Here is a 23655-nt window from a genome sequence, read left to right as displayed (position 1 = left end):
CGCAACGGCGGGCAGTTTGCCCGCCCGCCGTCAGGTGCTTTGTTTCAGCGGCTTCAATTTGCCGGTACCGCCCGGAAAAGCCCCCAGCGCGCTGTCCCGGTGCGCGCGGTAATCCCGAGCAGGACCAGCGTCACCACCAGCAGCATCAGTTCCGCCAGCGGACTGGACAGCCAGATGCCGCCCTCTCCGAAATAGACCGGCATCAGGAACACCAGCGGCAGAAAGAACGCATAGGGTTTGGCGAGGCTCAGCAGAGCTGCCCGAGCCGCATCTCCGAGCGCCTGAAAGTAGGTCGCAACCATGAACAGCGGCCCCGCGACAAAGTAGAGCGCCATTATCACCGGAAGGATCCGGCCGACTTCCGCCGCCACGTCTGGATCGTTCACAAATGCGAAGCCAACCTGGTGTGAGAACAGCGTGAGCACGAGTTCCGCAAGGCCGCAGTAGACAAGGGCCACAACCAGGCCAGCCCGCAAGGTGCTGTCCGAGCGATGCCACAGACCTGCCCCGAAATTGTTTCCGATCATGGACTGTAGCGCCTGGGCAAGGCCCAGGAGAGGCAGATAGCAGAAGGTCATGACCCGGGTAACGATCCCGAATGCGGCGACCGTTGCCTCATATCCGCTGGCACCGGCCGTCTGCAGTGCGGCAATGGTTGCAGCGGACCCCAGGGCGATGCCGATGAAGCTCAGGCTCTGAGGTGCACCAAGCATCAGGATATCGCGCCAGAAAGATGTCAGCGGATATCGCAGGAGCGCGGACGGTGACAATTCCGTTTTCCCGCTCAGTCTCAGACCCAGCATGATTGCAAGCGCCATCGCCTGTGCCAGCACGGTTCCGGCCGCACTTCCGGCAACCCCGTAATCGTAGACCGCGATCAGCAGATAATCGAAGGCGATGTTGGCCAGCGAAACAAGCAGGCTGAAGCCCGCCATTACAACCGCGAGGCCTTCGTTGCGCAGCGCGTCAGCATTTACCGACAGCACGAACATCAGTGGTGTGAAGGCAACCGTGATGGCCATGTAGGTATGGCTCATACCGGCAATCTCCACCGAACCGTCAGCGGCGGCCCGGGTGAGGCCGTCACCTACACCCAGGAAGAGGGCGATCACGATGCCAGCGATGGCAAGTGCCAGGCCGTGGGCGCCGGCAAAAACCGCTTCGGCATCGGCATGAAGGCCGGCTCCGAGTTTGCGGGCAAGCACGCTGGACATGCCGCTGGCAACAAGTGTCGCCAGCGCCGCAAGCAGCATATAGGCAGGAAACATCAGCGTGACGGCGCTGAGGGCATCCGGCCCGACGTAAAGACCGAGGAATATGGCATCGACCACGGTCAGCAACCCGTTCATGCTCATCACCAGGATGATGGGCAAGGCGGTTCTGGCCAGGGTCGGAAGGATTGGCCCATGCGTATAGGCGTTGGGCCGGGATATGTCGGAAGACATTCCGTTCTCCATCTATGGGCATTTCGATCGGGAAGGAGGGGCTCGCATTGCCACCAGCGCGAAATGCGTGGGGAACAGAAAGTCTTGAAGACCAGAATTTCACCGTGACTGTCGTCCGCGAGCGGCAGGCATTCTGAAGCCGGTGCGAGGGATACCTTGGTGCCGGCGCTCCGTCAATCTGAAACAGCCACGCCCGCTTCGCCTTGACCTTGCCCCGACATCGTGGCACCTGTCGCCCAAACCGGCGATACGTGCACGCCGGGCACAGCCATATTCGCGGAACATCTTCATGTCGACTGAAACCCTGCCGGCGCACATGCGGCCGGAAAACTCCTTTCAAGGCCTGATTCTGACCCTGCAGCGCTACTGGGCCGACCAGGGCTGTGTTGTGCTTCAGCCTTACGACATGGAAGTCGGCGCCGGTACGTTCCACCCGGCGACCACGCTGCGTTCACTCGGCCCGCGTCCGTGGCGGGCTGCCTATGTGCAGCCGTCGCGCCGCCCGACCGACGGCCGTTATGGTGAGAACCCGAACCGTCTGCAGCACTACTACCAGTTCCAGGTGATCCTGAAGCCGTCACCGGCAAACCTTCAGGAGCTCTATCTGAATTCGCTCTACGCGATCGGCCTTGACCCGAAGCTGCACGATATCCGCTTTGTGGAAGACGACTGGGAAAGCCCGACCCTGGGGGCCTGGGGCCTCGGCTGGGAATGCTGGTGCGATGGCATGGAAGTCTCGCAGTTCACCTATTTCCAGCAGGTGGCAGGCTTTGAATGCTCGCCCGTTTCCGGCGAGCTAACCTACGGCCTTGAGCGCCTGGCGATGTACATACAGGGCGTCGATAACGTCTATGACCTCAACTACAACGGCATGGAAGGCGATGCCAAGGTCACCTATGGCGATGTTTTCCTGCAGGCCGAGCAGGAATACTCGCGGCACAATTTCGAGCACGCGGACACCGAAATGCTGTTCCGCCATTTCAAGGATGCCGAAGCCGAATGCCGTTCACTGCTGGAAGCCGGTGCGAAAGCGCGTGAAGCTGCCGGTGCCAATGTCCATCAGGTGGTGCTGCCGGCCTATGACCAGTGCATCAAAGCCAGCCATGCCTTCAACCTGCTCGACGCGCGCGGCGTCATCTCCGTGACCGAGCGCCAGAGCTATATCCTGCGTGTCCGCGAACTGGCCAAGGCCTGCGGCGCTGCCTTCCTGGAAACGGAAGCCGGCGGTGTCGGCTATCACAACCAGGCTGCGGAATAACGCATTCCGCCTTGAGGCGGATCTTCTTGATCAATCGAATGCGGGGCCAGGTTGGCCCCGTTTTCGTCAGGCAATATCCAGGCGGTTCATTTGCCCGCTACCAGCAACCTGTGAAGGCTCACTCGGGTTCCGAGCCCGGCTCGGGCTCCAGTTCACAGGCGAGGCGCATGTCGCCGATGTCCAGGTGGCTTGCCTGTCGATTGCCGGAAAACCGGGTGTTTCCCCGCTCGAAACTTTCTCCCGAAGCGCCCGGAACCGGGTCAAGCAGGACTTGCGTATGTGCCTTTCCGCCGACAGGTCCGGAAAGCGTCGCGGGCCCTGGTTCCTGTGGGGAGAAGATGACGTGAAAGACCAGATCGCCATTCGAACAGCGATATTGGTCAGCAAGCGAGGCATGGGCCTCTTGCGTTGCCAGCACCAACGGCAGCACCGCAAGTGCCGGGATCATTCTGCAAAGTTGCAAGACGCACATTGGTGGCCGACCTTTCGTTCGGGCGTTTCGGGCAAGCTCGCCCAAGCTTATCTGCAATCCTGTGTCGAAGATTACAGAATGACTCAATTCAGGCGTCGGTCGCTTGAAGAAGATGACAAGTCAGCACCTCCCGGTTAGCTTCCAGAACACATTTTCTGGAGGTGATTGTCTTGTCCTGGTTCTTTCTTGCAGCGCTGATTGCGCTATCTGTTTTTGCGATCGTTCTTTACAACGGACTTGTCAAGAAACGGCAGATGGTCGAGGAGGGCTGGAGCGGCATCGATGTCCAGCTCAAGCGGCGGGCAAATCTCATTCCCAACCTTGTCGAGACCGTGAAAGGCTACGCCTCGCACGAAAAGGAAGCGCTCGAGGCCGTGACCAGCATGCGCGCGCAAGTTTCGGCAGTGCCGAAGGATGACGTTGCTGGCCGTGCGAAGGCAGAAGGAGAACTCAGTCATGCTCTCGGTCGCCTGTTTGCAGTTGCGGAAGCCTATCCAGACCTGAAGGCAAGTCAGAACTTTTCCGACCTTCACAATTCGCTGGACGAGATCGAAAACGCCATCCAGATGGCGCGTCGTTATTACAATGGCGCGGTCCGGAACCTGAATGTTGCGGTCGAGAGCTTCCCATCCAATCTGATTGCCAACCAGTTCAAGTTCGAAAAGGCCGAGTACTTCGAAATCGAAGACGAGGCTGACCGCGCGGTTCCCAAGGTCCAGTTCTGAGGTGCGCGCGATGCTGAACCGGATCTCCGCGGGCATCCTGGCCGTCTTCGTCCTGCTGACTGCCGGACTTTGCGCGCAAGCTGACGAACGCATCTTGAAGTTCGTTTCCGACATTGACGTTGCGAGCAATGGCACGCTGACGGTCACGGAGACGATTACCGTTCGTGCGGAAGGCGATCAGATCAAGCGGGGCATTTTCCGCGATATTCCGCTTGCGGTGGAAGGTGCAAACGGGCGCATCTACAAGGCCGGCTTCAAGCTGCTCTCGGTGCTGCAGGACGGCGCCCCGGCCTCCTACCACACCAACGAGAACAGTCGGGGTGTGCGGATCTATGTTGGGGATGAATACACCTTCCTGTCTCCAGGCAATTACACCTACAGCTTCACCTATGAAACCAACCGGCAAATCCGTTTCTTTGAAGGCCATGACGAGGTCTATTGGAACGTGACAGGCAATGAATGGATCTTCCCCGTTGATGAGGCCATCGCGCGGGTTGTTTTGCCGGAAGGGGTGAAAGCCAGCGCATGGACGGCCTATACGGGCGGCTATGGCGAAACCGGCAATGCCTTTGAGGCACAAAGCGCCCAGGGTGGTTCTGAGATTATCTTCCGGACAACCGAGGTTCTGGGTGCCTACGAAGGCTTGTCAGTCAACGTCAGCCTTCCGAAAGGCGCAATTGCAGCGCCTACGGAAGCCGAACAGCTGGAGTATTTCGTCGAGGACTACAGATCGGAGCTGATCGGCGGAGCCGGGGTGCTGCTGGTGCTGCTTTATTATTTCGCAGCCTGGTGGATGGTTGGCCGGGATCCTTCTGAAGGTGTTGTTTTCCCGAGGTTTTCACCGCCTTCCGGCATCTCGCCTGCTCTTGCCAAATACATTGTCAACCGAGGGTTCGGGGATGGTGGCTGGGTGGCCCTGTCTGCAGCCTGCCTCAACCTCGCGGTCAAGAAACGCTTGCGACTTGAAGAGACGGATGGCGATACAACTCTGCTTCTGAACCGGAAGGGACGGGAAGGTCAGATCCCGGGCTTCGGGCTGCCCAAGGGCGAAGCTGCGCTTGAGGACTGGCTAAGCGGACGGGGGAGTCCATTGACCCTCAACAAGGACAACGGCACTTCTATCCAGGCGCTGGGGAAAAAATTCCGGACGGCTATCGAGCGGGAGAGCCGAAACGTCTTTTTCAGGGCGAACAGGGGCTATCTCATTCCCGGGTTCATACTGAGCCTGGTTACCATTGTCGCGCTGCTGGCTTTCGGTGGACTGCAGCCGGGTCAGGAAGGGTTCGTCATTGTCTTTCTGGTCTTTTCCGTTTTTGCGACCGTCATTTCGGTCAATCTGGGGAGAGCCATCTTCCGCTTCGCCAGCATGAAACTGCGTATGGCGCTGATCTTTATAGTCTTTGGTCTCGCAATATCAGGGGCAGCCTTCGGTGCCTTCCATGTGAATGGTGGTGTGGATTCCTTGCCTGTTCTGCCGTTCATCGCGGTGGCGCTGGTTGCCCTCAACATCCTGTTCTTCTTCCTGATCGGCGCGCCGACGGCAATTGGCCGCCAGGCCCTCGATGAAATCGAGGGTCTTCGGATGTATCTGAGCGTGGCGGAAAAGGAGCGGCTCAACATGGAAAAGCTTCCGGATATGAGCACGGATCATTTCGAGGAACTTTTGCCCTACGCCGTTGCGCTTGGCGTCGAAAAGCCCTGGGCCAAGGCCTTTGAGGCCTGGCTGACAACCGCTGCCGGGGCGGCCGCGGCCGCCAGCTACCATCCGGGCTGGTACTCCGGCAATCACTTCGATGCCCGGCACGTGTCCGACAGCCTCGGCCGGACGGCAAGTTCCATGGCCGGGTCGTTCCAGTCGTCTCTGCCAGCTCCCAAATCGTCCAGCTCCGGTTCGTCGGGTTCCTCCGGTGGCTTTTCCGGCGGCGGTGGCGGCGGTGGCGGTGGCGGCGGCTGGTAACGAGCTGAGGATCGTCAGCTCCGCCTTGCGCAAGCTGCTTCGAACGGCATAGTGGAAGCATCAAGCAGGAGCGGGGGTGCGGATGGCCGGCGAAACGATCACGCTAACGGAATTTGTCAGCTTCAATCTGGCAATCCTCGTCTACTTCCTGGGCGTGCGGCTGAACAAGAAGATACTGGTTCTGGACAGGTTCAACATTCCGGAACCGGTCTCAGGCGGCCTGCTTGTCGCGTTCCTGTCCCTCGTGGTCTATCTCGGCCTTGGAACGGAAATCGGGTTCTCCCTGCAGTCGCGTGATTACCTGCTGTATTGCTTCTTCACGGCAATCGGCTTGAACGCCCGCTTCACGGACCTGGCCAAGGGCGGCAAGCCGCTCCTGATCCTGCTGATGCTCACCGTCTGTTACATGCTGCTGCAGAATGCGGTCGGCTCGGGCATTGCGGTGGCGCTGGGTCTGCCCACAGGGTTCGGCCTTCTTGGAGGCACCATTTCGCTGGTTGGCGGCCACGGCACGGCAATTGCGTGGGGGCCGAAGCTGGCCACCGACTATGGCGTCCCAGGGGCGATCGAGATCGGTGCTGCAACGGCAACGCTCGGCTTGATCGCCGCCAGCCTTCTTGGCGGTCCAGTGGGCAAGTTCCTGATCGAAAAACGGGGTGGCAAACCGGATCCGAACCGCCCGGAAGAAGCCCCCATGATCGGCCTTGAGATGGAACGAGAGGCAGACACGAGCGTGACCCACACCGGGCTGATGCGCTCGCTGCTGGTTCTCAACATCGCCATTGGCCTCGGCGTCGCGCTTCAGGAAGCCTTGAGCGCGGGAATAGGCCTCGATCTGCCGGTCTTCGTCTGCTGTCTCTTCTGTGGCATCGTGCTGTCGAACACCGTGCCGCTGGTCTTTCCGAAAATGACCTGGCCGGCCCGGTCCAAGTCCCTGGCGGTCTTGTCGGACCTTGCACTTGGCATCTTTCTGACGATGTCACTCATGAGCCTGCAGCTCTGGACCATTGCGGGACTGGCGGGGCCGATGCTGCTCATTCTTTTCACGCAGGTCGTCGTTGCGGCCGCCTTCATCATCCTGGCGCTTTATCCGCTGATGGGCCGTAACTACAACGCGGCGGTGCTGGGGGCGGGCTTTGCGGGGTTTGCACTGGGCGCGACACCGACGGCGATTGCCAACATGACCGCAATCACCAAACACTTCGGCCCGGCAACCCAGGCATTCCTGATCTTGCCGCTTGTGTCCGCGTTCTTCGTGGATCTGGCCAATGCGGTCATCATCCTTCTGTTCCTCGGAGGATGAGGGAGCGCGGTCAGGCGGCGTCAGTCTTCTCGCTGAAGGGAAACCGTCCGTCGACCTGGGATTCCAGCAGGCTGCAGGCTTCGTCTGAAGTAACGGCCGCGGCGTAAAGGAAGCCCTGACCGTAGTGACAGCCGTTGGAATTCAACGCGTCATGGACCGCGCTTTCCTCGATCCCTTCCGCGACAGCGTCGATGTCGAGACCCTTGGACAGGACCAGTATGGCCTCGACGATGGCGGCGCACTGCTTGTCTTCCAGCATGCGTTCGGTGAAGGACTTGTCGATCTTGACCTTCTTGATCGGGAAATCGCGCAGATAGCTCAGGCTGGAATGGCCCGCGCCGAAATCGTCGAGCGCAATGGAAATGCCGGCTTCCGTCAGCTCGGTCAGGATGCGTTTGGCCGATTCCGGGTTCTTCACCAGCGACGTTTCGGTGATCTCCAGCACCAGCCGTCTGGGCGGAAATTCGAATTTCTTCAAGATGGCATTGATCTGGGTCGGCAAAGCCGGATCCTGCAACTGCACCGGCGACAGATTGAAGGACAGGTAGAGATCGTCCGGCCAGGTGGCGGCGACCTTGCAGGCATCCTCCAGCAGATGCTGGGTCAGCTCGGAGATGATGCCGCAGTCTTCGGCAATCGGGATGAACTGCAGCGGCGGCACCTTGCCAAAATCGGCATCTGTCCATCGCGCAAGGGCCTCGAACCCTGCGATGCGACCGGAGTCCATGTCCAGGATTGGCTGGTAATAGGCCTTCACCTCATGTTCCGAAATTGCGCGGCGCAGACGCTGTTCAAGTAGCGTGCGGTGCAGGATCGAGGCATCCATGTCGACCTCGAAGAACCGGTAGGTCGAGCGCCCCGAGGATTTGGCCCGGTAAAGGGCAATATCGGCCCGGCGCAATAGCTCGGTGACCGCGTGGCCGTCATGGGGATAAAGCGCGATGCCGATACCGGTGCCGATGGAAATCTGGCGGTCGCCGAACTCGAAACGGTCGTTGATCCGCGTCAACAGTCGCCTGGCGAAGCCGGCTGCCTCGGATTTGTCCTTGAACACCGGGGAGACGATGGCAAATTCGTCCCCGCCGAGACGGGCGACAATGCCTTCCTTGCCGAGAGTTTCGGCCAGACGGTCGGCAAAGCTTCGCAGCAGATTGTCGCCAAAGGCATGACCATAGACGTCGTTGATCGGTTTGAACCCGTCGAGGTCGAGCATCATTACGGCACGAAAGCAGTCGGGCTTCACTTCACGGGTCAGATCGGCAAAGGCCTCCAGCAGCCGGCGGCGATTTGGCAACCCGGTCAGCGGGTCGTGCTGGGCAAGGGCCAGGGCTTCGGAATGAGCCGAGGATCTTGCCTTCAGCTCCTTGCGCAAACGGCGCGTTGCCCACGTGCCATATCCCAGACTGAAGATGGCGATGCCCAGAAGGAGGCTGGTGACCACGTCGAACGTCATTTGCGAATTATGGATTTGGTAGGTCGGGAAAAGTACTGGAAGGACCTTAACCCCAGTAAAAATGACAAGAACTATCGCAAGTAACGCAACTATAGATCGTGTCATATATCTGTTGTCTGCAACTTCCCGGTTCGCCACAAGGTCGGTCCCAATACATACAACTGCTAACAAGTCGCGCAGTTTCACATGCAATCCTTGAAGAAGAGTGAAACAAAGCAGACGGACTGGCGTCAAAATGGGCAGGTCGCCCGTTGTCCGGTTCCGCGAAAGGGGGTGACAAGTCTCCGTTGTCTTGGTAACGGACGGCGCAAACCGTTTCCGGTGTTATTCCACCAGACCAAAGGTCCAGATATCCATGCCCGATCTTCTGCTTGAACTTTTCAGCGAAGAGATTCCGGCCCGCATGCAGCGCAAGGCGGCCGAAGACCTGAAATCTCTCGTGACCAATGCCCTGGTGGATGCCGGTTTGCCATATGAGGGTGCCAAGGCCTTCGCGACACCGCGGCGTCTGGCCCTGCATGTTGCCGGTGTTCCCGCCGGCTCTGCCGCCACGCGTGAAGAACGCAAGGGACCGCGCGTCGGGTCTCCCGAAAAGGCACTGGAAGGCTTCCTGAGAGGCGCCGGGCTGACGTCGATCGATCAGGCAACCATCCAGACGGACCCGAAGAAGGGCGATTTCTACGTTGCGGTGATCGAAAAGCCGGGCCGTTCGGCGATCGACGTCATTGCCGAGTTCATGCCGGGCATCCTGCGCAACTTCCCCTGGCCGAAAGCCATGCGCTGGGGCACCGGATCCACACGCTGGGTGCGGCCGCTGCACTCAATCGTCGCGACCTTCGGTCCGGAAACGGAAGAACCGGACGTGGTTCCGTTCGAATTCGATGGCATAAAGGCCGGCAAGACCACACGCGGGCACCGCTTCCTGGCGGACGAGGCCTTCGACGTGCGCCGTTTCGACGACTATGCGCCTTCGCTTGAGAAGCACAAGGTCGTGCTGGATGCCGACCGCCGCAAAGACATCATCCAGAATGACGCCAAGGATTGTGCGCTGGCGCTAGGCCTCGATCTGGTGGAGGATCCGGGCCTTCTGGAAGAAGTTGCCGGGCTGGTTGAATGGCCTGTGGTGCTGACGGGCAGCTTCGACGAGGATTTCCTGACGATCCCGGACGAGTGCATTCAGCTGACCATCAAGGTCAACCAGAAGTGCTTCGTGCTGAAGAACCCGGTCACCGGGCGCCTTGCCAACAAGTTCGTGCTGATTTCCAACATCATTGCCGACGATGGCGGCAAGCTGATCGTGGCCGGCAACGAAAAGGTTATCCGCGCACGCCTGTCCGATGCCCGCTTCTTCTGGGAAACCGACCTGAAGTCGAAACTGTCGGACAACCTGCCCAAGCTGGATGAAGTCAAGTTTCACGAAAAGCTCGGCAGCGTTGGCGAACGGGTGAAGCGCCTGATCGCGCTTTCGGCCGAACTGGCCACGGTCGCCGGGGCGGACGAGACCAGGGCCAAACGCGCGGCGGAACTCGCCAAGGCGGACCTTGTCTCCAACATGGTGTTCGAATTCCCGGAACTGCAGGGCCTGATGGGCCGCTACTACGCAACAGCCCAGGGCGAGGATGCGTCGGTGGCAACGGCTATCGAAGAGCATTACAAGCCGCAGGGACCAAGTGACAGCGTGCCGACCGACCCGGTCGCCGTTGCCGTGGCCCTTGCCGAAAAGCTGGACCTTCTTGCAGGTTTCTGGGCGATCGACGAAAAGCCGACCGGCTCCAAGGACCCCTATGCGCTGCGCCGCGCGGCTCTGGGCGTGATCCGGATCATCCTGGAAAACAACCTCAGGATCAGGCTGGGCGATGCCATTCGTTCCTCTCTGGACCTTCAAGGTGTTGAAGCGAGCGATCCCGCGGCTCTTGTTGCCGATCTGCTGTCCTTCTTCGGCGATCGCCTGAAAGTCCACCTGAAGGATGAAGGCGCGCGCCACGATCTGATCGACGCGGTCTTTGCATTGGAAGGCCAGGACGATCTCCTGATGGTGGTTCGCCGTGTCGAGGCGCTTGGCAAGTTCGTATCGTCCGACGACGGCACCAACCTGCTGGCTGGTTACAAGCGTGCGGTCAATATTCTGAAGGCCGAGGAAAAGAAGGACGGCAGCCCTGTTTCCGGCAAGCCGCACGCGGACCACTTCCAGGAGCAGGCCGAAATCGATCTGGCCGCTGCCATCGATGTGGCCCGGGCTGAAGCGGCCGACGCCGTGGCAAGCGAGAACTTCGAAGGGGCAATGGAAGCGCTGTCGAAATTGCGTGCTCCGGTCGACCGTTTCTTCGACGATATCCTGGTCAATGCCGAGGACGCCACGCTGCGCATGAACCGCCTGCAGCTCCTTGCTGAAATCCGCGATGCGACCCACGTGGTGGCGGACTTCTCGAAAGTGGCTGGGTAACCGGAATTGGCCGGTTAAGCGAAACAGAACTGACAAACAAAAAGGCGGGCCTTGAGCCCGCCTTTTTCGTTCTGTGCCTCAACGTTCAAGTTTGAAGATCCGGCGTCTCTTACTCGGCAGGTGCAGCAGCGAGCCGGTCAACGGGTCTTTCCTGGATCGGCCAGTGCACGATGGCGGCGAAGATGCCGAGGGCGATGCCCAGCCACCAGATGGCGTCATAGGAGCCTGTTTCGTCGTAGATCTTGCCGCCGAGCCACACACCCAGGAACGAGCCAACCTGGTGCGACAGGAAGACGAAGCCGAACAGGGTTGCCATGTAGCGCGGCCCGAACATGACGGCGACGAGGCCCGATGTCGGCGGCACGGTCGACAGCCACAGGAGACCCATCACTCCGGAGAACACGAGCACCGAAGCAGGCGTGACCGGCAGCATGATGAAGGCGAAAATCGCGACGGCGCGGCCAAGGTAGATCAGCGACAGGAAGATCGGCTTGGAATATCGGCCGGAAATATATCCTGACAGCAGCGAACCCGCGATGTTGCAAAGACCGATGAGGGCGATGGCCGTAGCACCCCAGGCGGGGTCAAGGCCAAGGTCGGCGATATAGGGCGGCAGGTGCACCGTGATGAAGGCGACGTGAAAGCCGCAGACGAAAAAGCCGAAGGTGAGCAGGATAAATCCGCGTGTTCCGAAGGCTTCGGAAATGGCGGAGGTCAGCTTCTGGTCGTTCGCCGGATTGCTGTCTTTCGGCATCTCCGACTTGCCCCTGAGCGCGATCGCCAGAAGCGGAACAATTGCCACAAGGCCGGCGAAGACGATGAGGGTCTGCTGCCAGCCGATGCTGGCAATCAGCGTGCCGCCAAGTGGGGCAAACAGGAACTGGCCGAGAGATCCGGAGGCTGTGCCGATACCAAAGGCCAGCGTTCTTTGTGAAGGCGAGACGGCACGGCCGAAAGCCGCCAGAACCAGCGAGAAGGACGAACACGCAATGCCGAGCCCGATGAGCACACCTGCGGAAATGTGCAGGGCGACGGTGCTTTCCGCGTCGATCATCAGCAAAAGGCCGGCACAGTAGAGGACTGCGCCAAGTGTCATGGTCTTCCAGGTTCCGAACCGGTCGGCCATCATGCCGGCGATCGGCTGTCCGATGCCCCACATAAGGTTCTGGATCGCCAGTGCCAGTGCGAAGATCTCGCGGCTCCAGTCCCTGGCCTCGGTCATGGGCTGAAAGAACAGGCCCATGGCAGAACGCGGCCCGAACGAAATGAGGGCGATCAAACAGCCGCAGGAAATCACCAGCGGTATATTCGGGCCGACCCGGCCGGTGGAAGAAGCTGTTGTCATGGATGAGTCTCTGATCGTGAAATTACGATAGGTATAGTCTGAAGCCATCCAATCGCAAAACGCGTAATTTTGATGGATTGATCAACGTTGCAAATGGAACGGCAAAACTTGGATCACGCCAGTGCGTCGCGCGTTCGCGGTGCAAACGCAGCAACAGATGCTGTCAGAGCCCGGTTGGTTTTGCCGTTTGCATCTCGTGTGTGAAGGCGATAATTGTTAGCCGGCTTTCCGGAAATGGAAAAGTTGCGCCTTAAGCTCAGGAAAACAAAGGCAAATCGGATTTCCCGCGAGAATTTTTCGGATTTTTGTAGATTTTCGATTTGCTGATGACTATATAAACTCCGAAAGAGCAAAAGTATGGGCATCACCGCCCGTTTTCTTTTGCCCCTGATATGCTCAAGTTGAGTATAATTAAATAGCGGCACAAAATACCCCTCGCGCCGCGCAAAAAAGGGAGGTCGCCATGACCATTGCCCAGACCAAAGCACCGGTTGGAGCACCGATTGCCGCCGGACTGACGGCACTGGAGCGTTTCGGCAAGCTGGAGCGCCCGGACCTGCGTTATACGCCGGAGGTCGCAGAGGCGACTGCGCCGATCTACGAGAAGGTCAAGCACATCATCCCGGCCATCGAATGGCCTGCTCTGGCGCCGACCATCCATGCGATCAACAAGCTGAAGAAGCAGCGCAACGCGGTTATCCTGGCGCACAACTACATGACGCCGGATATCTACCATGGTGTTGCCGATATCGTTGGCGACAGCCTGCAGCTGGCCATCGAGGCGACCCGCACCGATGCGGAAGTCATCGTCCAGTGCGGCGTGCACTTCATGGCCGAGACCTCGAAGATCCTGAGCCCGGAAAAGACCGTGCTGATCCCGGACATGCGTGCAGGCTGTTCGCTGGCTGAATCCATTACCGGTGCCGATGTGCGGGCCCTGCGCGAGCGGAACCCCGGCATCCCGATCATCACCTACGTGAACACGTCTGCCGACGTGAAGGCGGAATGCGACATCTGCTGCACGTCTTCCAACGCGCTGCAGGTCGTGGAAAGCTTCGGCGTCGACAAGGTGTTCCTGATCCCGGACAAGTATCTGGCTGCAAATGTCGGCAACAAGACCGACGTCGAGGTTCTGGTCTGGGACGGTGCCTGCGAAGTGCATGAGCGCTTCACCGCGGAAGAGCTGCGTGACTATCGCAAGATCGAACCGAATGTGAAGATCATTGCCCATCCGGAGTGCCCGCCCGAAGTGGTCGCGGAAGCCGACTTCGCCGGTTCCACCGCGCACATGATCGACTGGGTCAAGACAAAGCGTCCGGAAAAGGTGATGATGATCACCGAGTGCTCCATGGCGGACAATGTTGCCAGCGAAACGCCGGGTGTCGACTACATCCGCCCTTGCAACCTTTGCCCGCACATGAAGCGGATCACGCTGAACAAGATCCTCGACACTCTTCTGGAGATGAAAGAGGAAGTGGTCGTCGACCCGGCGGTGGCCGACAGGGCCCGCACCGCGGTCGAGCGGATGATCAACTTGAAAATCTGACCGGCTTCGGTCTAAACCGCATCTATGCGATTGCTTCCGGGCCTGCCGGCCCGGGAGTTTCTTTGGGGCTCATGCCCCGTCTGTTCCAGGAAGTTTCCCATGGCCGTGTCGGTTGAGGATTTTGCACCTGCCTATATAGGCAAGGATGTGGATGATGTCGTCATTCTGGGGGGAGGTCTGGCAGGCCTTTTCTGCGCGCTGAAGCTCAGCCCGCGTCCGGTCACCGTCATCACCAACGCACCGATCGGGCAGGGGGCGTCGTCTGCCTGGGCGCAGGGCGGTATTGCCGCTGCGATCTCCGAGCAGGACTCGGTGGAAAAACACCGCGACGATACGCTGGCCGCCGGCTGCGGCATCTGCGAGGAAAAGATCGTCGAAGAGATGACCCGCGAAGGCAGTGCCCGGGTTCATGACCTCTTGTCCTATGGCGTTCCGTTCGATCAGGATCTCGAAGGCCGGCTGAAGTTTTCGCGCGAAGCCGCTCATTCCCAGAGCCGGGTCGTACGTGTGCGCGGCGACATGGCAGGCCGGGCGATCATGGATGCCCTGATCGCCGCTGTTCGCAAGACGCCGTCGATCCGCATTCTGGAAGGCTACATCGGCGAAAGCTTCATTGGCGAGGGACGGTATGTAACCGGGGTCCTGGCGCGCCGGCGCGGCGGCCTGGAACGGCTGATTTTCCCGGCAAAGGCTGTGGTGCTTGCTTCCGGCGGCATCGGCCACCTCTACGAACTGACGACCAACCCGCACGAAGCCAACGGTCATGGTCTTGCCATGGCGGCCCGCGCCGGTGCGGTGATTGCCGATGCCGAATTCGTGCAGTTTCACCCGACCGCGCTTGATCTCGGCAAGGATCCGGCACCGCTGGCAACCGAAGCCCTGCGCGGCGAGGGAGCTACCCTCGTCAACAAGGCCGGCGAACGCTTCATGGAAGGTGTTCACCCGGAATTGGAACTGGCGCCGCGCGACATCGTTGCCCGGGCCATTCACCGGGAAGTATCCGAAGGCCGGGGGGCATTCCTCGACTGCCGGACAGCGATCGGCGAAAGGTTCAAGGACGATTTTCCGACCGTCTTCGCGGCAGCCTCCGCAGCGGGCATCGATCCGGCAAAGGATCTGCTGCCCGTGGCGCCCGCGGAGCATTACCACATGGGCGGGGTCCTGACCGATGCCAACGGCCGGACGTCGCTTGACGGTCTGTGGGCCGCGGGTGAAGTGGCTTCAACCGGTGCCCACGGCGCCAACCGCCTGGCATCCAATTCGCTGCTGGAGGCGGTCGTTTTTGCCGCGCGCATCGCGGAAGATATCCAGGGCCTGATGCCGACCCCGCGCAGTGCCTACTGGAACGAGATGGACGATGCTCCGGGCTTGCCGAGCCAGCGCAACGTCGAGGAGCGGGAAGCGATTACCGTTCTGCGCAAGACACTGGCGCGCAATGTCGGCGTGCTGCGCGACGCGGCCGGCCTCAAGACGGCCCTGGCCGATATTGCGCAGGTTGAACAGAATTGCGTGCGCCAGTCGATCCTCAACATGATGGTCGCCGGGCGTATCATCACCGCGGCGGCGCTGAAGCGCGAGGAAAGCCGTGGCGGGCATTTCCGCAAGGATTTCCCGCAGGAAAACCCTGACATGGCAAGCCGCTCCTACACCACCTTGAAGGAAGTCGAAGCCATCACCGCCGAGGCCCTGGAAACTGCCTGACCGGAGAGGCGCATGACCCGTAGATTTTTGCCCGAGCTGCCACGCCTGATGGTGGATGAAGCCGTCAAGGCCGCTCTTCTGGAAGACTGGGGCCGGGCGGGTGACGTCACCAGCCAGGCAACGCTGCCACCCGATGCAAAAGCCTCCGCCGTGATTGCCGCGCGCAAACCGGGGGTTCTCGCCGGATTAGCCTTCGCCGAAAGCGCCTTTCGTCAGACGGATGCCGGTTTGCATTTCGAGGCCGTTCTGGCAGATGGTGACCGGTTGTCGCCCAAGGCGGTCGTCGCCCGGATCGAAGGTCCGGCCCGCGCGCTTCTGGCCGCTGAACGGGTGGCGCTGAACTTCCTGGGTCACTTGTCAGGCATTGCGACGGCTACGTCGAAATTCGCCGATCTGATCGCACACACCAAGGCGGACATCGTCTGCACCCGCAAGACGACACCTGGTCTGCGTGCGTTCGAGAAATATGCGGTCAAATGTGGCGGCGGTTCCAACCATCGCTTCGGTCTCGATGATGCGATCCTGATCAAGGACAACCACATCGCGGTCGCCGGCGGTGTGACGCAAGCCATCGAAGCCGCCAAGGCTTTCGCCGGTCATCTGGTGAAGATCGAGGTGGAAGTCGACACGCTGGAACAGCTGGACGAGGCACTTGCCGCCGGTCCTGACGTGGTCATGCTCGACAACATGCCGCCTGAAGTCCTGAAGCAGGCCGTTGCAAAGGCCGGAGGCAAGGTTCTGCTGGAAGCATCCGGTGGAATAGAGCTCGATACGGTCAAGGCCGTCGCCGAAGCCGGGGTTGACCTGATCTCCTCAGGCTGGATCACCCATTCGGCTCCGGTTCTGGATCTGGGTCTGGATATCGAGATCGGCTGAGATCTCTTTACCGGCTACCCGTTCGGTGTTCTGCCCTGTCTGCCATCCTTCGAAACAGCGCTGCGCGCACGCTCAGATGAGGGTGAGCAGGGGACGACAGTCGCGGCTGATTTAATCAGTCACCGAAGTCACGCTGCTGCAAGATACAAGCCGCCGAGTGCCGTCAGCACACCCAGGCTGCGAATGATGCGTGGTGCCCAGGCGGGATCGTTCCGGGTGGCCACATTGGCGCCGTAGCCGATCAGGAGCCCGGCCGCATGCAGGAGCGCTGTCGCCAAAACAAAGCCACCGGCATAGAAAAGTTCGCCAGCCGAGCCGATTTCACCGCCGTGGGCATGGCCGTGACAAATGCCGAACACCCCCACCAGTGCCGCACACACGCCAAGTGGCAGGCGCAAGGCAAGGGCGACAACGACACCCAGAACCACGACCGATGTCAGAATGAACGGTTCGACGTAGGGCAGCGGAACGCCGGCAAGCGAGAGCAGGAATCCGACGATCATCGCACCGACGAAGGCGGTCGGCAGAGCCCAGACGGCGCGCCCGCCAAGAAGGGCGGCCCAAAGACCAACGGCAATCATCGCCAGCACGTGATCGGTACCGAACAGTGGATGCGTAAAGCCGGCGGCAAAGGAGCCGTGTTCGGACGGATCCAGATGGGCAAGGGCGGGAGAGGCGGTCAACAGGCCGAATGCGGTGGCAAGGCCGAGGCGGTAGAGCATGAAATGTTCCTTCGGTTGGTCACTCCGGTGCCCCGGGATGGGTCGCACCGTTCATGAAGAGCTCAAGACCCGTGTACTATCGATGATTCTGGGAGCCTGTAAACCACAACGGCGGTCTCTTTCGTGAGGCGTGTGCCGGGTAGCGCAACGGAAGAACTGCGACAATGTAGTCCGGTTTCCCGATAGGGAGCAGCTTTTCAGGCTGCTAAATTTTCGGCCGAAGGTTCTTCAAGATCGGTTCGAGCCGATGAAGATGGTGAAGGCAGGATACCTGTGAGCGCTAGATTGGACGAAGCACAAGTTTCCCCAGGGCGGAAATCCTCTCCGGCCCCCGGCCGAAGCGAAGGGGATGACGGCGGAGAGGCGCTTGCCTCGCGAACCGTCGAGATCTGCTTTCTGCTCATGAGAAATTTTTCCCTGCTCTCCTTTGCCTCTGCAATCGAGCCTCTGCGGATCGCGAACAAGGTGTTGAAACGCAAGGCCTTCACATATCGCTGCTGCAGTCTGGACGGCAGCGACGCCGTTGCCAGCAACGGCAGCACCATACGGGCTGACTGCGCCATCGGCGATGTCGAACGGCCGGACCTTCTTGCGGTCTGCAGCAGTGACGATGTGGAACGCATTGGGCTGACACTGGCCCAGAAGGTTGCCATCCGGAAATTGGCCAACCGCTCCAGCCGGATCGCAGGCATTTGCACTGGTGCCTATGTGTTGGCCGACTTCGGCCTGCTGGACAACAGGAACTGTACGATCCACTGGGAATATGCCGATTTCTTCAAGGAGCGGTTCCCGGATGCGCGGCTGGTGGACAGTCTCATTCAGACGGACGGCAAGTACATGACCTGCGCCGGGGGAACCTCCGCGCTCGATCTGATGATCGGCTTCGTGGCCCAGGTCCACGGCGGCGCAGTTGCTGCGGACGTCGCCGAAATTGCCCTTCATCACGACTGGCGCAGTGGCAATGAGCGGCAGCACAAGCACATGCGTGATGATCTGGAATCCGTCTCGCAGCGGGTGCGCAGCAGCATCGCCCTGATGACGGAAAACGTCGTCGAGCCGCTCTCCTTGCAGGAAATCGCGCAGAAACTGGACGTCAGCCCCCGCCAGTTGCAGCGTGAATTCCAGAAATATCTGAAGTGCAGCCCGCAGGAATATTACGCCAAGGTTCGTCTGGACATTGCCCGCCAACTCGTCTGCCGCACCTCAATGCGCATGATCGACATCGCGATGGCCTGCGGCTTTGCCAGCGCATCCCATTTTTCGAAACGCTACCGGTCAGCCCTCGGCACAAGTCCTGCCGCGGACCGTCAGCAGCATGGCCGGGTTTTCGAATTCTAGCAGGACTTACTCGGCTGCGGGCTTCAGGCTTGCCATCAGGTGATGGAATTTTTCGCCCTGTACGGAAACGTGCCGACGGATGGCAGCCGCCGCCCGTTCACCGTCGGCAGCCTCGATGGCGGCAACGACGTCTTCATGTTCGGCCATGGATTGTTTCATGCGCCCGCGCACGCGCAGCTGCACCCTTCGGAAGGGCTGCAGACGCCGTTGAAGGCGAAGGCATTCCTGCTCCAGAAAACGGTTGCCTGACTGACGGTAGATGATGGCGTGGAATTGTTCGTTTTCCAGATAGTAGCCATCCGTGTCCTGCGCCTCGACGGCGTGTTTGCAACGCTCGTTCGCAGCGTGAAGATCAGCAAGGGCAGATTCGGAAATACGCGCGGCAGCCAGGCGCGCACTCACGGCTTCCAGCTCTGCCATCACTTCGAACATTTCGATCAGTTCCACCGGGCCGGGTTGCCGGACGAAGACACCGCGGCGGGGTATCTGCACGACCAGACCGGACTGGGAAAGCCTGTGAAGGGCTTCCCGGACCGGTGTTCTGGAAACCGAAAACCGGCCGGCAAGCTGAACCTCGTCCAGCCTGTCGCCATCGGCGAAAGTGCCGTCGAAAATCAGCCCTTCAAGCGCATCCGCGATGCGGTCGGATCGTTTTCTTTCCATGTTTCGCATTTAGCATAGGAGTTTTTCGCGCGCAATATTGTCGATCTTGTATACAAAATGACTTGACAGAAAAACATCACATGAGGGTAAGATCAAACTCCGGTTCCCGTCCGGAACCATCAGGGAGGAAAAAATGAACTTCAAATTCTCAGCGTCGGTTGCTGCCGTGACGCTTTTCGCCAGCGCGCTCACCGCCAACGCGACCGAGCTGCGCCTGTCTCACCAGTGGTCCACCGGCGACGTTCGCCACAAGGTGGCCCAGATGGTTGCCGACGACGTGGCGGCGGCCGGTGTCGATCTCGACATCAAGATTTTCCCGTCCCAGTCGCTTTTGAAGGCGCGCGAACAGTATAAGCCGCTGTCTCGCGGTCTGCTTGACATGACCGTTCTGCCGCTCAGCTATGCCGGTGGCCAGCAACCTGCCTATAACCTCACCCTGATGCCGGGTCTGGTGAAAAACCATGACCATGCGGCCCGCATGAACGAAAGCCCGTTCATGGAGGCCATTGAGGGAATCATGGCCGAGGACGATGTGATCGTGCTGGTGCACGGTTATCTGGCCGGCGGCTTTGCAGCCAAGGACAAGTGCATCACCAAGCCGGAAGACATGCCGGGCCTTCAGACCCGCGCTGCGGGCAAGGCCTTTGAGCAGATGCTTGCAGGCGCAGGCGCCTCGATTGCCTCGATGGCGTCTTCGGAAGTCTACAATGCCATGCAGTCCGGTGTTCTGGACGCGGTCAACACCTCGTCCTCTTCCTTCGTCAGCTATCGCATTTACGAGCAGGTGTCCTGCTACACCCCGGCTGGCGAATATGCGCTCTGGTTCATGTACCAGCCGCTCCTGATGAACAAGGCCAAGTTCGACAGCCTGACCGAAGACCAGCAAAAAGCGCTGCTGGCGGCTTCTGAAAAGGCGCAGGCTTTCTATCTCGAAGAAGCCAAGAAGGAAGATGCGGCCTCTGCAGAAGTCTTCCGTGAGAACGGTGTCGAAATCGCCGAAATGACCGCAGCGGACTTCGATGCCTGGCGGGCTCTTGCCAAGGAAACCTCCTACAAGGCGTTCGTGGAAGAAACCCCGAACGGTCAGCAGCTTCTCGATCTGGCATTCGCCGTCGAATAAGCGACTGAACTTGCGGGGCGGCCTGAAAGCCGCCCCGAAACCTGTTCCAAAGGACCTCATTTCAAGGAGTGACCCATGGCGGGCCACAGTACGGCTGCGGTAGCGCATGCCGGCAGCAACCCCTTCTTGCGCGTTGTCGCAGCGATTTCGACCGTGGCCGGCTGGTGTGCGGCAGCGATGATCGTTGTCGCCGTCGTCGTCACTTGCCAGATGATCTTCGTGCGCCTCGTGCTCAACGCTTCCACCGTCTGGCAGACCGAAACGGTCATTTATCTGGTCATCGCCGCAACCCTTGTGGGGCTGCCTTACGTTCAGCGCCTCCGGGGGCACGTCAATGTCGACCTGTTTCCCCTGTCGCTGGCACCACGTGCCCGCTTCGTGCTGGCCTGCATCACGCTGTCGATCTCGATCCTGGTCATGGCGATGATGCTCTTTTACGGCACTGAGTTCTGGTACCTCGCCTGGTCGAAGGGCTGGACCTCAGACACTGTCTGGGGCGTCAGGCTCTGGATCCCGTATCTGTCGATCCCCGTTGGATTCGGGCTGCTGTTGCTGCAGCTCGCCGCAGATCTTTACGCGGTTCTCATCGGTATCGACAAACCCTTCGGTCTGGAGGACAAATAATGGATCCCCTGCTGCTCGGCGCACTGGTGGCGGTCGCCACCATCCTGATCCTCTTCTCCGGCATTTCCGTTGCGATCGGTCTGTTGATCGTGTCCGCCGGCTTCCTGCTGGCATTCGACGGCTTCCGGTCGCTCGAACTGATGCCCGAAATCCTGTTCGGCAAACTTGATAACTTCGCCCTTCTGTCGATCCCCATGTTTATCATCATGGGCGCCTCCATCGCCTCCACTCGTGCGGGGGCCGATCTCTACGAAGCTTTGGAACGCTGGCTCACCCGGGTACCCGGTGGACTGGTCGTCTCGAACCTCGGTGCATGCGCCCTGTTCGCTGCCATGTCCGGGTCTTCACCCGCCACCTGTGCGGCCATCGGCAAGATGGGTATTCCAGAAATGCGCAAGCGCGGTTATCCGGATGGTGTCGCCGCCGGTTCCATCGCCGCGGGCGGCACGCTCGGCATCCTGATCCCGCCGTCCGTCACGATGATCGTCTACGGCATTTCAACCGAAACCTCGATCGGTCGTCTGTTCCTGGCAGGTGTCATTCCCGGCCTGATGCTGATGGGCCTCTTCATGGCCTGGTCGCTCTATTCGACCTGGCGCAGCGGCAATGCCAGCGTGCTCAGCGCGGGCAACTATTCCTGGGCGGAAAAGTTCGAGATCCTGCCGCGCGTCCTGCCGTTCATGCTCATTATTCTGGGTGTGCTCTATGCAATGTACGGCGGCATCGCGACACCGTCTGAAACCGCTGCCGTCGGCGCTCTGCTCTGTCTGCTGATCGCGGTCATCATCTACCGGCTCTGGAGCCCGAAACTGCTCTGGACGGTGCTGCGCGACAGCACACGGGAAAGCGTGATGATCCTCTTCATCATCGCGGCAGCCGGTGTCTTCTCCTACATGCTGTCGTCGCTTTTCATCACGCAGGCGATTGCAGAATGGATCGGTACGCTGTCCGTCAACCGCTGGATCCTGATGGCGGCAATCAACGTCTTCCTGCTGATTGCCGGGTTCTTCCTGCCGCCCGTCGCGGTGATCCTGATGGCGGCACCGATCCTGCTGCCGATCATCACCACAGCCGGCTTCGATCCGATCTGGTTCGCGGTTGTCCTGACCATCAACATGGAGATCGGTCTGATCTCTCCTCCGGTCGGGTTGAACCTCTACGTGATCAACGGCATCGCTCCGGACATTTCCTTGAAGACGATCCTCACCGGGTCCCTGCCATTCGTGGCGTGCATGTTCGTGGCGATCGTCATCCTCTGTCTGTTTCCGGAACTGGCCACCTGGCTGCCGGACGTGGTGATGGGAGAAGCGCGGTGATGTTTCTGGCCGATCTGCTGACGACCGTTTTCGAACGAAGATACCTGTCGAAGGGGGCGGACAAGGCGGATGACCGTCCGCTCGAGGCGCTCGTCGCCGATCTGATCGGTGCAACCGGGGAGGTCTCCGGGCAAAATCTTGCCCGGCAGATCCTCAGCCGGTATGGCGCTCTCAATGACGAGGAAAAACGTGCCTTCTTCCGTCATCTCGCGGACGGTCTGGCCGTATCGGCTCCGGCTGTCAGATCGGCGTTGGAGCATTATGAGAAGGGGCAGTCGAAGGCCAGTTACCGCGAATTCATGGAGGCTGTCGAACCTCCGCGGCAGGAACTGATCCGACGGCTCAACCAGGTTCCGGATGCAACCCGGCTTCTGGTCGGCATGCGCGAGGACCTGTTGCGCCTCAGCAAGGGCGATGATGCCCTTCAGGCGCTTGATCTGGACTTCCGGCATCTGTTTGCCAGCTGGTTCAATCGCGGCTTCCTGGTGCTTCGGCCGATCAATTGGGAAAGCCCGGCCCAGCTTCTGGAAAAGATCATCGCCTACGAAGCCGTTCACGCGATCGACAGCTGGAGCGATCTTCGCCGGCGTCTGGAACCTGTCGACAGGCGGTGCTTCGCGTTTCTGCATCCGGCAATGCCGGACGAGCCGCTGATCTTCGTTGAAGTTGCCCTGACAAAGGGAATTCCAGGCTCCATCCAGGGTCTTCTTGCCGAAAACAGAACCCAGATCGAAGCAGATACGGCGGATACCGCGGTGTTTTATTCGATCTCCAACTGCCAGGCCGGCCTTGCCGGCATTTCCTTCGGCAACTCGCTTATCAAACAGGTGGCCGCGGATTTGTCGCTTGAGCTGCCCAAGCTCAAGACATTCGTCACCTTGTCGCCGATCCCGGGGCTGGTCCGCTGGCTGGAAGGCGAGGGGATCGACCACGGCTCTGCCGACGAGGATACCTTGCGCAAGCTTGCAGCCCGGTACCTGATGACCGCAAAGCGCAAAGACGGTCTGCCGCTGGACCCTGTCGCCCGCTTCCACCTTGGCAACGGCGCATTGGTTCACCAGGTGCACGCAGGCGCGGATCTTTCCGACAAGGGAATGAAGCAGTCTGCCGGCGTCATGGTCAATTATCTCTATGATCTGGAGAAGGTAACCCAGAACCATGAGAGGTTCGCTTCGACCCGGACAATTGCCGCTTCATCTGAAATCAAATCACTCAGCACTGCTGGAGAAAATGCGTTCACTTTAGAGCTATCCGCACTGAACTGAATGCGGCTAATAAGCTCTAACAATATAGAATCGATCAGCTTTTTGGCCTTGCAAGGTTAGATCGAAAGCCTGCTGATCCAGGA

At 60.0% G+C, this 23655-nt stretch carries 19 protein-coding genes; 13 read left to right on the top strand and 6 right to left on the bottom strand.

The window, feature by feature from the left end; all coding sequences use genetic code 11:
* Nucleotides 1-53: 53 nt before the first annotated feature.
* On the bottom strand, nucleotides 54-1445 hold the full coding sequence (locus tag FIU93_RS00350) for an MATE family efflux transporter (RefSeq protein WP_173017233.1): 1392 nt from the start codon (nucleotides 1443-1445) through the stop codon (nucleotides 54-56).
* 289 nt (nucleotides 1446-1734) lie between these two features.
* On the opposite strand from FIU93_RS00350, the gene FIU93_RS00345 reads away from it, so the two are divergent.
* Nucleotides 1735-2703 carry a glycine--tRNA ligase subunit alpha gene (locus FIU93_RS00345; RefSeq protein ID WP_055657898.1) on the top strand — a complete coding sequence of 323 codons (969 nt, stop codon included), beginning with the start codon at nucleotides 1735-1737 and terminating at the stop codon, nucleotides 2701-2703.
* A gap of 118 nt (nucleotides 2704-2821) precedes the next feature.
* Here FIU93_RS00345 and FIU93_RS00340 read toward each other — a convergent pair whose 3' ends face one another.
* Nucleotides 2822-3151: a hypothetical protein gene (locus FIU93_RS00340; protein WP_152504549.1), complete on the bottom strand. Its 330-nt coding sequence runs from the start codon at nucleotides 3149-3151 to the stop codon at nucleotides 2822-2824.
* A 188-nt stretch (nucleotides 3152-3339) separates the two neighbouring features.
* On the opposite strand from FIU93_RS00340, the gene FIU93_RS00335 reads away from it, so the two are divergent.
* From FIU93_RS00335 to gltS, 3 genes are all read left to right on the top strand, one after another.
* On the top strand, nucleotides 3340-3900 hold the full coding sequence (locus FIU93_RS00335) for a LemA family protein (protein WP_082444678.1): 561 nt from the start codon (nucleotides 3340-3342) through the stop codon (nucleotides 3898-3900).
* A 10-nt stretch (nucleotides 3901-3910) separates the two neighbouring features.
* Nucleotides 3911-5857 (top strand): DUF2207 domain-containing protein, encoded by a 1947-nt coding sequence (locus FIU93_RS00330; RefSeq protein ID WP_152504548.1) that lies wholly within the window; start codon nucleotides 3911-3913, stop codon nucleotides 5855-5857.
* An 82-nt stretch (nucleotides 5858-5939) separates the two neighbouring features.
* Complete coding sequence (gene gltS / locus FIU93_RS00325; RefSeq protein ID WP_152504547.1) at nucleotides 5940-7160, top strand: sodium/glutamate symporter; 1221 nt, start codon at nucleotides 5940-5942, stop codon at nucleotides 7158-7160.
* A 10-nt stretch (nucleotides 7161-7170) separates the two neighbouring features.
* On the opposite strand, the gene FIU93_RS00320 is transcribed toward gltS, so the two are convergent.
* Entirely contained in the window at nucleotides 7171-8613 is a 1443-nt protein-coding gene (locus tag FIU93_RS00320) for an EAL domain-containing protein (protein ID WP_023001942.1), read from the bottom strand.
* A gap of 355 nt (nucleotides 8614-8968) precedes the next feature.
* Between FIU93_RS00320 and glyS the strand changes: the two genes are divergently transcribed.
* Nucleotides 8969-11056, top strand: a complete 2088-nt coding sequence (gene glyS, locus FIU93_RS00315; RefSeq protein ID WP_152504546.1) for a glycine--tRNA ligase subunit beta — start codon at nucleotides 8969-8971, stop codon at nucleotides 11054-11056.
* A gap of 109 nt (nucleotides 11057-11165) precedes the next feature.
* On the opposite strand, the gene FIU93_RS00310 is transcribed toward glyS, so the two are convergent.
* Nucleotides 11166-12401 carry an MFS transporter gene (locus tag FIU93_RS00310; protein ID WP_023001940.1) on the bottom strand — a complete coding sequence of 412 codons (1236 nt, stop codon included), beginning with the start codon at nucleotides 12399-12401 and terminating at the stop codon, nucleotides 11166-11168.
* A gap of 463 nt (nucleotides 12402-12864) precedes the next feature.
* Between FIU93_RS00310 and nadA the strand changes: the two genes are divergently transcribed.
* The 3 genes from nadA (at nucleotide 12865) to nadC (ending at nucleotide 16524) form a co-directional block, all read left to right on the top strand.
* Entirely contained in the window at nucleotides 12865-13947 is a 1083-nt protein-coding gene (gene nadA / locus FIU93_RS00305; RefSeq protein WP_055657911.1) for a quinolinate synthase NadA, read from the top strand.
* A gap of 99 nt (nucleotides 13948-14046) precedes the next feature.
* Entirely contained in the window at nucleotides 14047-15648 is a 1602-nt protein-coding gene (locus tag FIU93_RS00300) for an L-aspartate oxidase (protein WP_023001938.1), read from the top strand.
* A gap of 12 nt (nucleotides 15649-15660) precedes the next feature.
* A complete protein-coding gene (gene nadC / locus FIU93_RS00295) occupies nucleotides 15661-16524 on the top strand; it encodes a carboxylating nicotinate-nucleotide diphosphorylase (RefSeq protein WP_031269705.1) in 864 nt (287 codons plus the stop codon).
* 128 nt (nucleotides 16525-16652) lie between these two features.
* Here nadC and FIU93_RS00290 read toward each other — a convergent pair whose 3' ends face one another.
* Nucleotides 16653-17246: a HupE/UreJ family protein gene (locus tag FIU93_RS00290; protein WP_152504545.1), complete on the bottom strand. Its 594-nt coding sequence runs from the start codon at nucleotides 17244-17246 to the stop codon at nucleotides 16653-16655.
* A 402-nt stretch (nucleotides 17247-17648) separates the two neighbouring features.
* On the opposite strand from FIU93_RS00290, the gene FIU93_RS00285 reads away from it, so the two are divergent.
* Nucleotides 17649-18584 (top strand): GlxA family transcriptional regulator, encoded by a 936-nt coding sequence (locus FIU93_RS00285; RefSeq protein ID WP_023001935.1) that lies wholly within the window; start codon nucleotides 17649-17651, stop codon nucleotides 18582-18584.
* Nucleotides 18585-18590: 6 nt separating this feature from the next.
* On the opposite strand, the gene FIU93_RS00280 is transcribed toward FIU93_RS00285, so the two are convergent.
* The gene (locus FIU93_RS00280) at nucleotides 18591-19247 is read right to left on the bottom strand and encodes a GntR family transcriptional regulator (RefSeq protein ID WP_023001934.1); all 657 of its coding nucleotides are present in this window, start codon (nucleotides 19245-19247) and stop codon (nucleotides 18591-18593) included.
* A 133-nt stretch (nucleotides 19248-19380) separates the two neighbouring features.
* Here FIU93_RS00280 and dctP point away from each other — a divergent pair, with 133 nt between their 5' ends.
* From dctP to FIU93_RS00260, 4 genes are all read left to right on the top strand, one after another.
* Nucleotides 19381-20367: a TRAP transporter substrate-binding protein DctP gene (gene dctP / locus FIU93_RS00275; protein ID WP_075282301.1), complete on the top strand. Its 987-nt coding sequence runs from the start codon at nucleotides 19381-19383 to the stop codon at nucleotides 20365-20367.
* A gap of 75 nt (nucleotides 20368-20442) precedes the next feature.
* A complete protein-coding gene (locus FIU93_RS00270; RefSeq protein ID WP_055657921.1) occupies nucleotides 20443-20991 on the top strand; it encodes a TRAP transporter small permease in 549 nt (182 codons plus the stop codon).
* The gene (locus FIU93_RS00265; protein WP_152504544.1) at nucleotides 20991-22307 is read left to right on the top strand and encodes a TRAP transporter large permease; all 1317 of its coding nucleotides are present in this window, start codon (nucleotides 20991-20993) and stop codon (nucleotides 22305-22307) included. The genes FIU93_RS00270 and FIU93_RS00265 overlap by 1 nt, the downstream gene beginning before the upstream one ends.
* Nucleotides 22307-23572, top strand: a complete 1266-nt coding sequence (locus tag FIU93_RS00260) for a malonyl-CoA decarboxylase (protein ID WP_023001930.1) — start codon at nucleotides 22307-22309, stop codon at nucleotides 23570-23572. Before FIU93_RS00265 ends, FIU93_RS00260 begins: the two co-directional genes overlap by 1 nt.
* Nucleotides 23573-23655 lie beyond the last annotated feature (83 nt).

Origin of the sequence: Labrenzia sp. THAF35, from assembly GCF_009363595.1 — a bacterium.
GTDB lineage: Bacteria > Pseudomonadota > Alphaproteobacteria > Rhizobiales > Stappiaceae > Roseibium > Roseibium algicola.
This window is presented reverse-complemented; position numbering and strand designations above follow the sequence as displayed.

Coding starts and splice junctions, on each gene's coding strand:
- FIU93_RS00350 (WP_173017233.1), bottom strand. CDS start 1,445: ATGTCTTCCGACATATCCCGGCCCAACGCCTATACGCATGGGCCAATC.
- FIU93_RS00345 (WP_055657898.1), top strand. CDS start 1,735: ATGTCGACTGAAACCCTGCCGGCGCACATGCGGCCGGAAAACTCCTTT.
- FIU93_RS00340 (WP_152504549.1), bottom strand. CDS start 3,151: ATGATCCCGGCACTTGCGGTGCTGCCGTTGGTGCTGGCAACGCAAGAG.
- FIU93_RS00330 (WP_152504548.1), top strand. CDS start 3,911: ATGCTGAACCGGATCTCCGCGGGCATCCTGGCCGTCTTCGTCCTGCTG.
- gltS (WP_152504547.1), top strand. CDS start 5,940: ATGGCCGGCGAAACGATCACGCTAACGGAATTTGTCAGCTTCAATCTG.
- FIU93_RS00320 (WP_023001942.1), bottom strand. CDS start 8,613: ATGACGTTCGACGTGGTCACCAGCCTCCTTCTGGGCATCGCCATCTTC.
- glyS (WP_152504546.1), top strand. CDS start 8,969: ATGCCCGATCTTCTGCTTGAACTTTTCAGCGAAGAGATTCCGGCCCGC.
- FIU93_RS00310 (WP_023001940.1), bottom strand. CDS start 12,401: ATGACAACAGCTTCTTCCACCGGCCGGGTCGGCCCGAATATACCGCTG.
- nadA (WP_055657911.1), top strand. CDS start 12,865: ATGACCATTGCCCAGACCAAAGCACCGGTTGGAGCACCGATTGCCGCC.
- FIU93_RS00300 (WP_023001938.1), top strand. CDS start 14,047: ATGGCCGTGTCGGTTGAGGATTTTGCACCTGCCTATATAGGCAAGGAT.
- nadC (WP_031269705.1), top strand. CDS start 15,661: ATGACCCGTAGATTTTTGCCCGAGCTGCCACGCCTGATGGTGGATGAA.
- FIU93_RS00290 (WP_152504545.1), bottom strand. CDS start 17,246: ATGCTCTACCGCCTCGGCCTTGCCACCGCATTCGGCCTGTTGACCGCC.
- FIU93_RS00285 (WP_023001935.1), top strand. CDS start 17,649: ATGAGAAATTTTTCCCTGCTCTCCTTTGCCTCTGCAATCGAGCCTCTG.
- FIU93_RS00280 (WP_023001934.1), bottom strand. CDS start 19,247: ATGGAAAGAAAACGATCCGACCGCATCGCGGATGCGCTTGAAGGGCTG.
- dctP (WP_075282301.1), top strand. CDS start 19,381: ATGAACTTCAAATTCTCAGCGTCGGTTGCTGCCGTGACGCTTTTCGCC.
- FIU93_RS00270 (WP_055657921.1), top strand. CDS start 20,443: ATGGCGGGCCACAGTACGGCTGCGGTAGCGCATGCCGGCAGCAACCCC.
- FIU93_RS00265 (WP_152504544.1), top strand. CDS start 20,991: ATGGATCCCCTGCTGCTCGGCGCACTGGTGGCGGTCGCCACCATCCTG.
- FIU93_RS00260 (WP_023001930.1), top strand. CDS start 22,307: ATGTTTCTGGCCGATCTGCTGACGACCGTTTTCGAACGAAGATACCTG.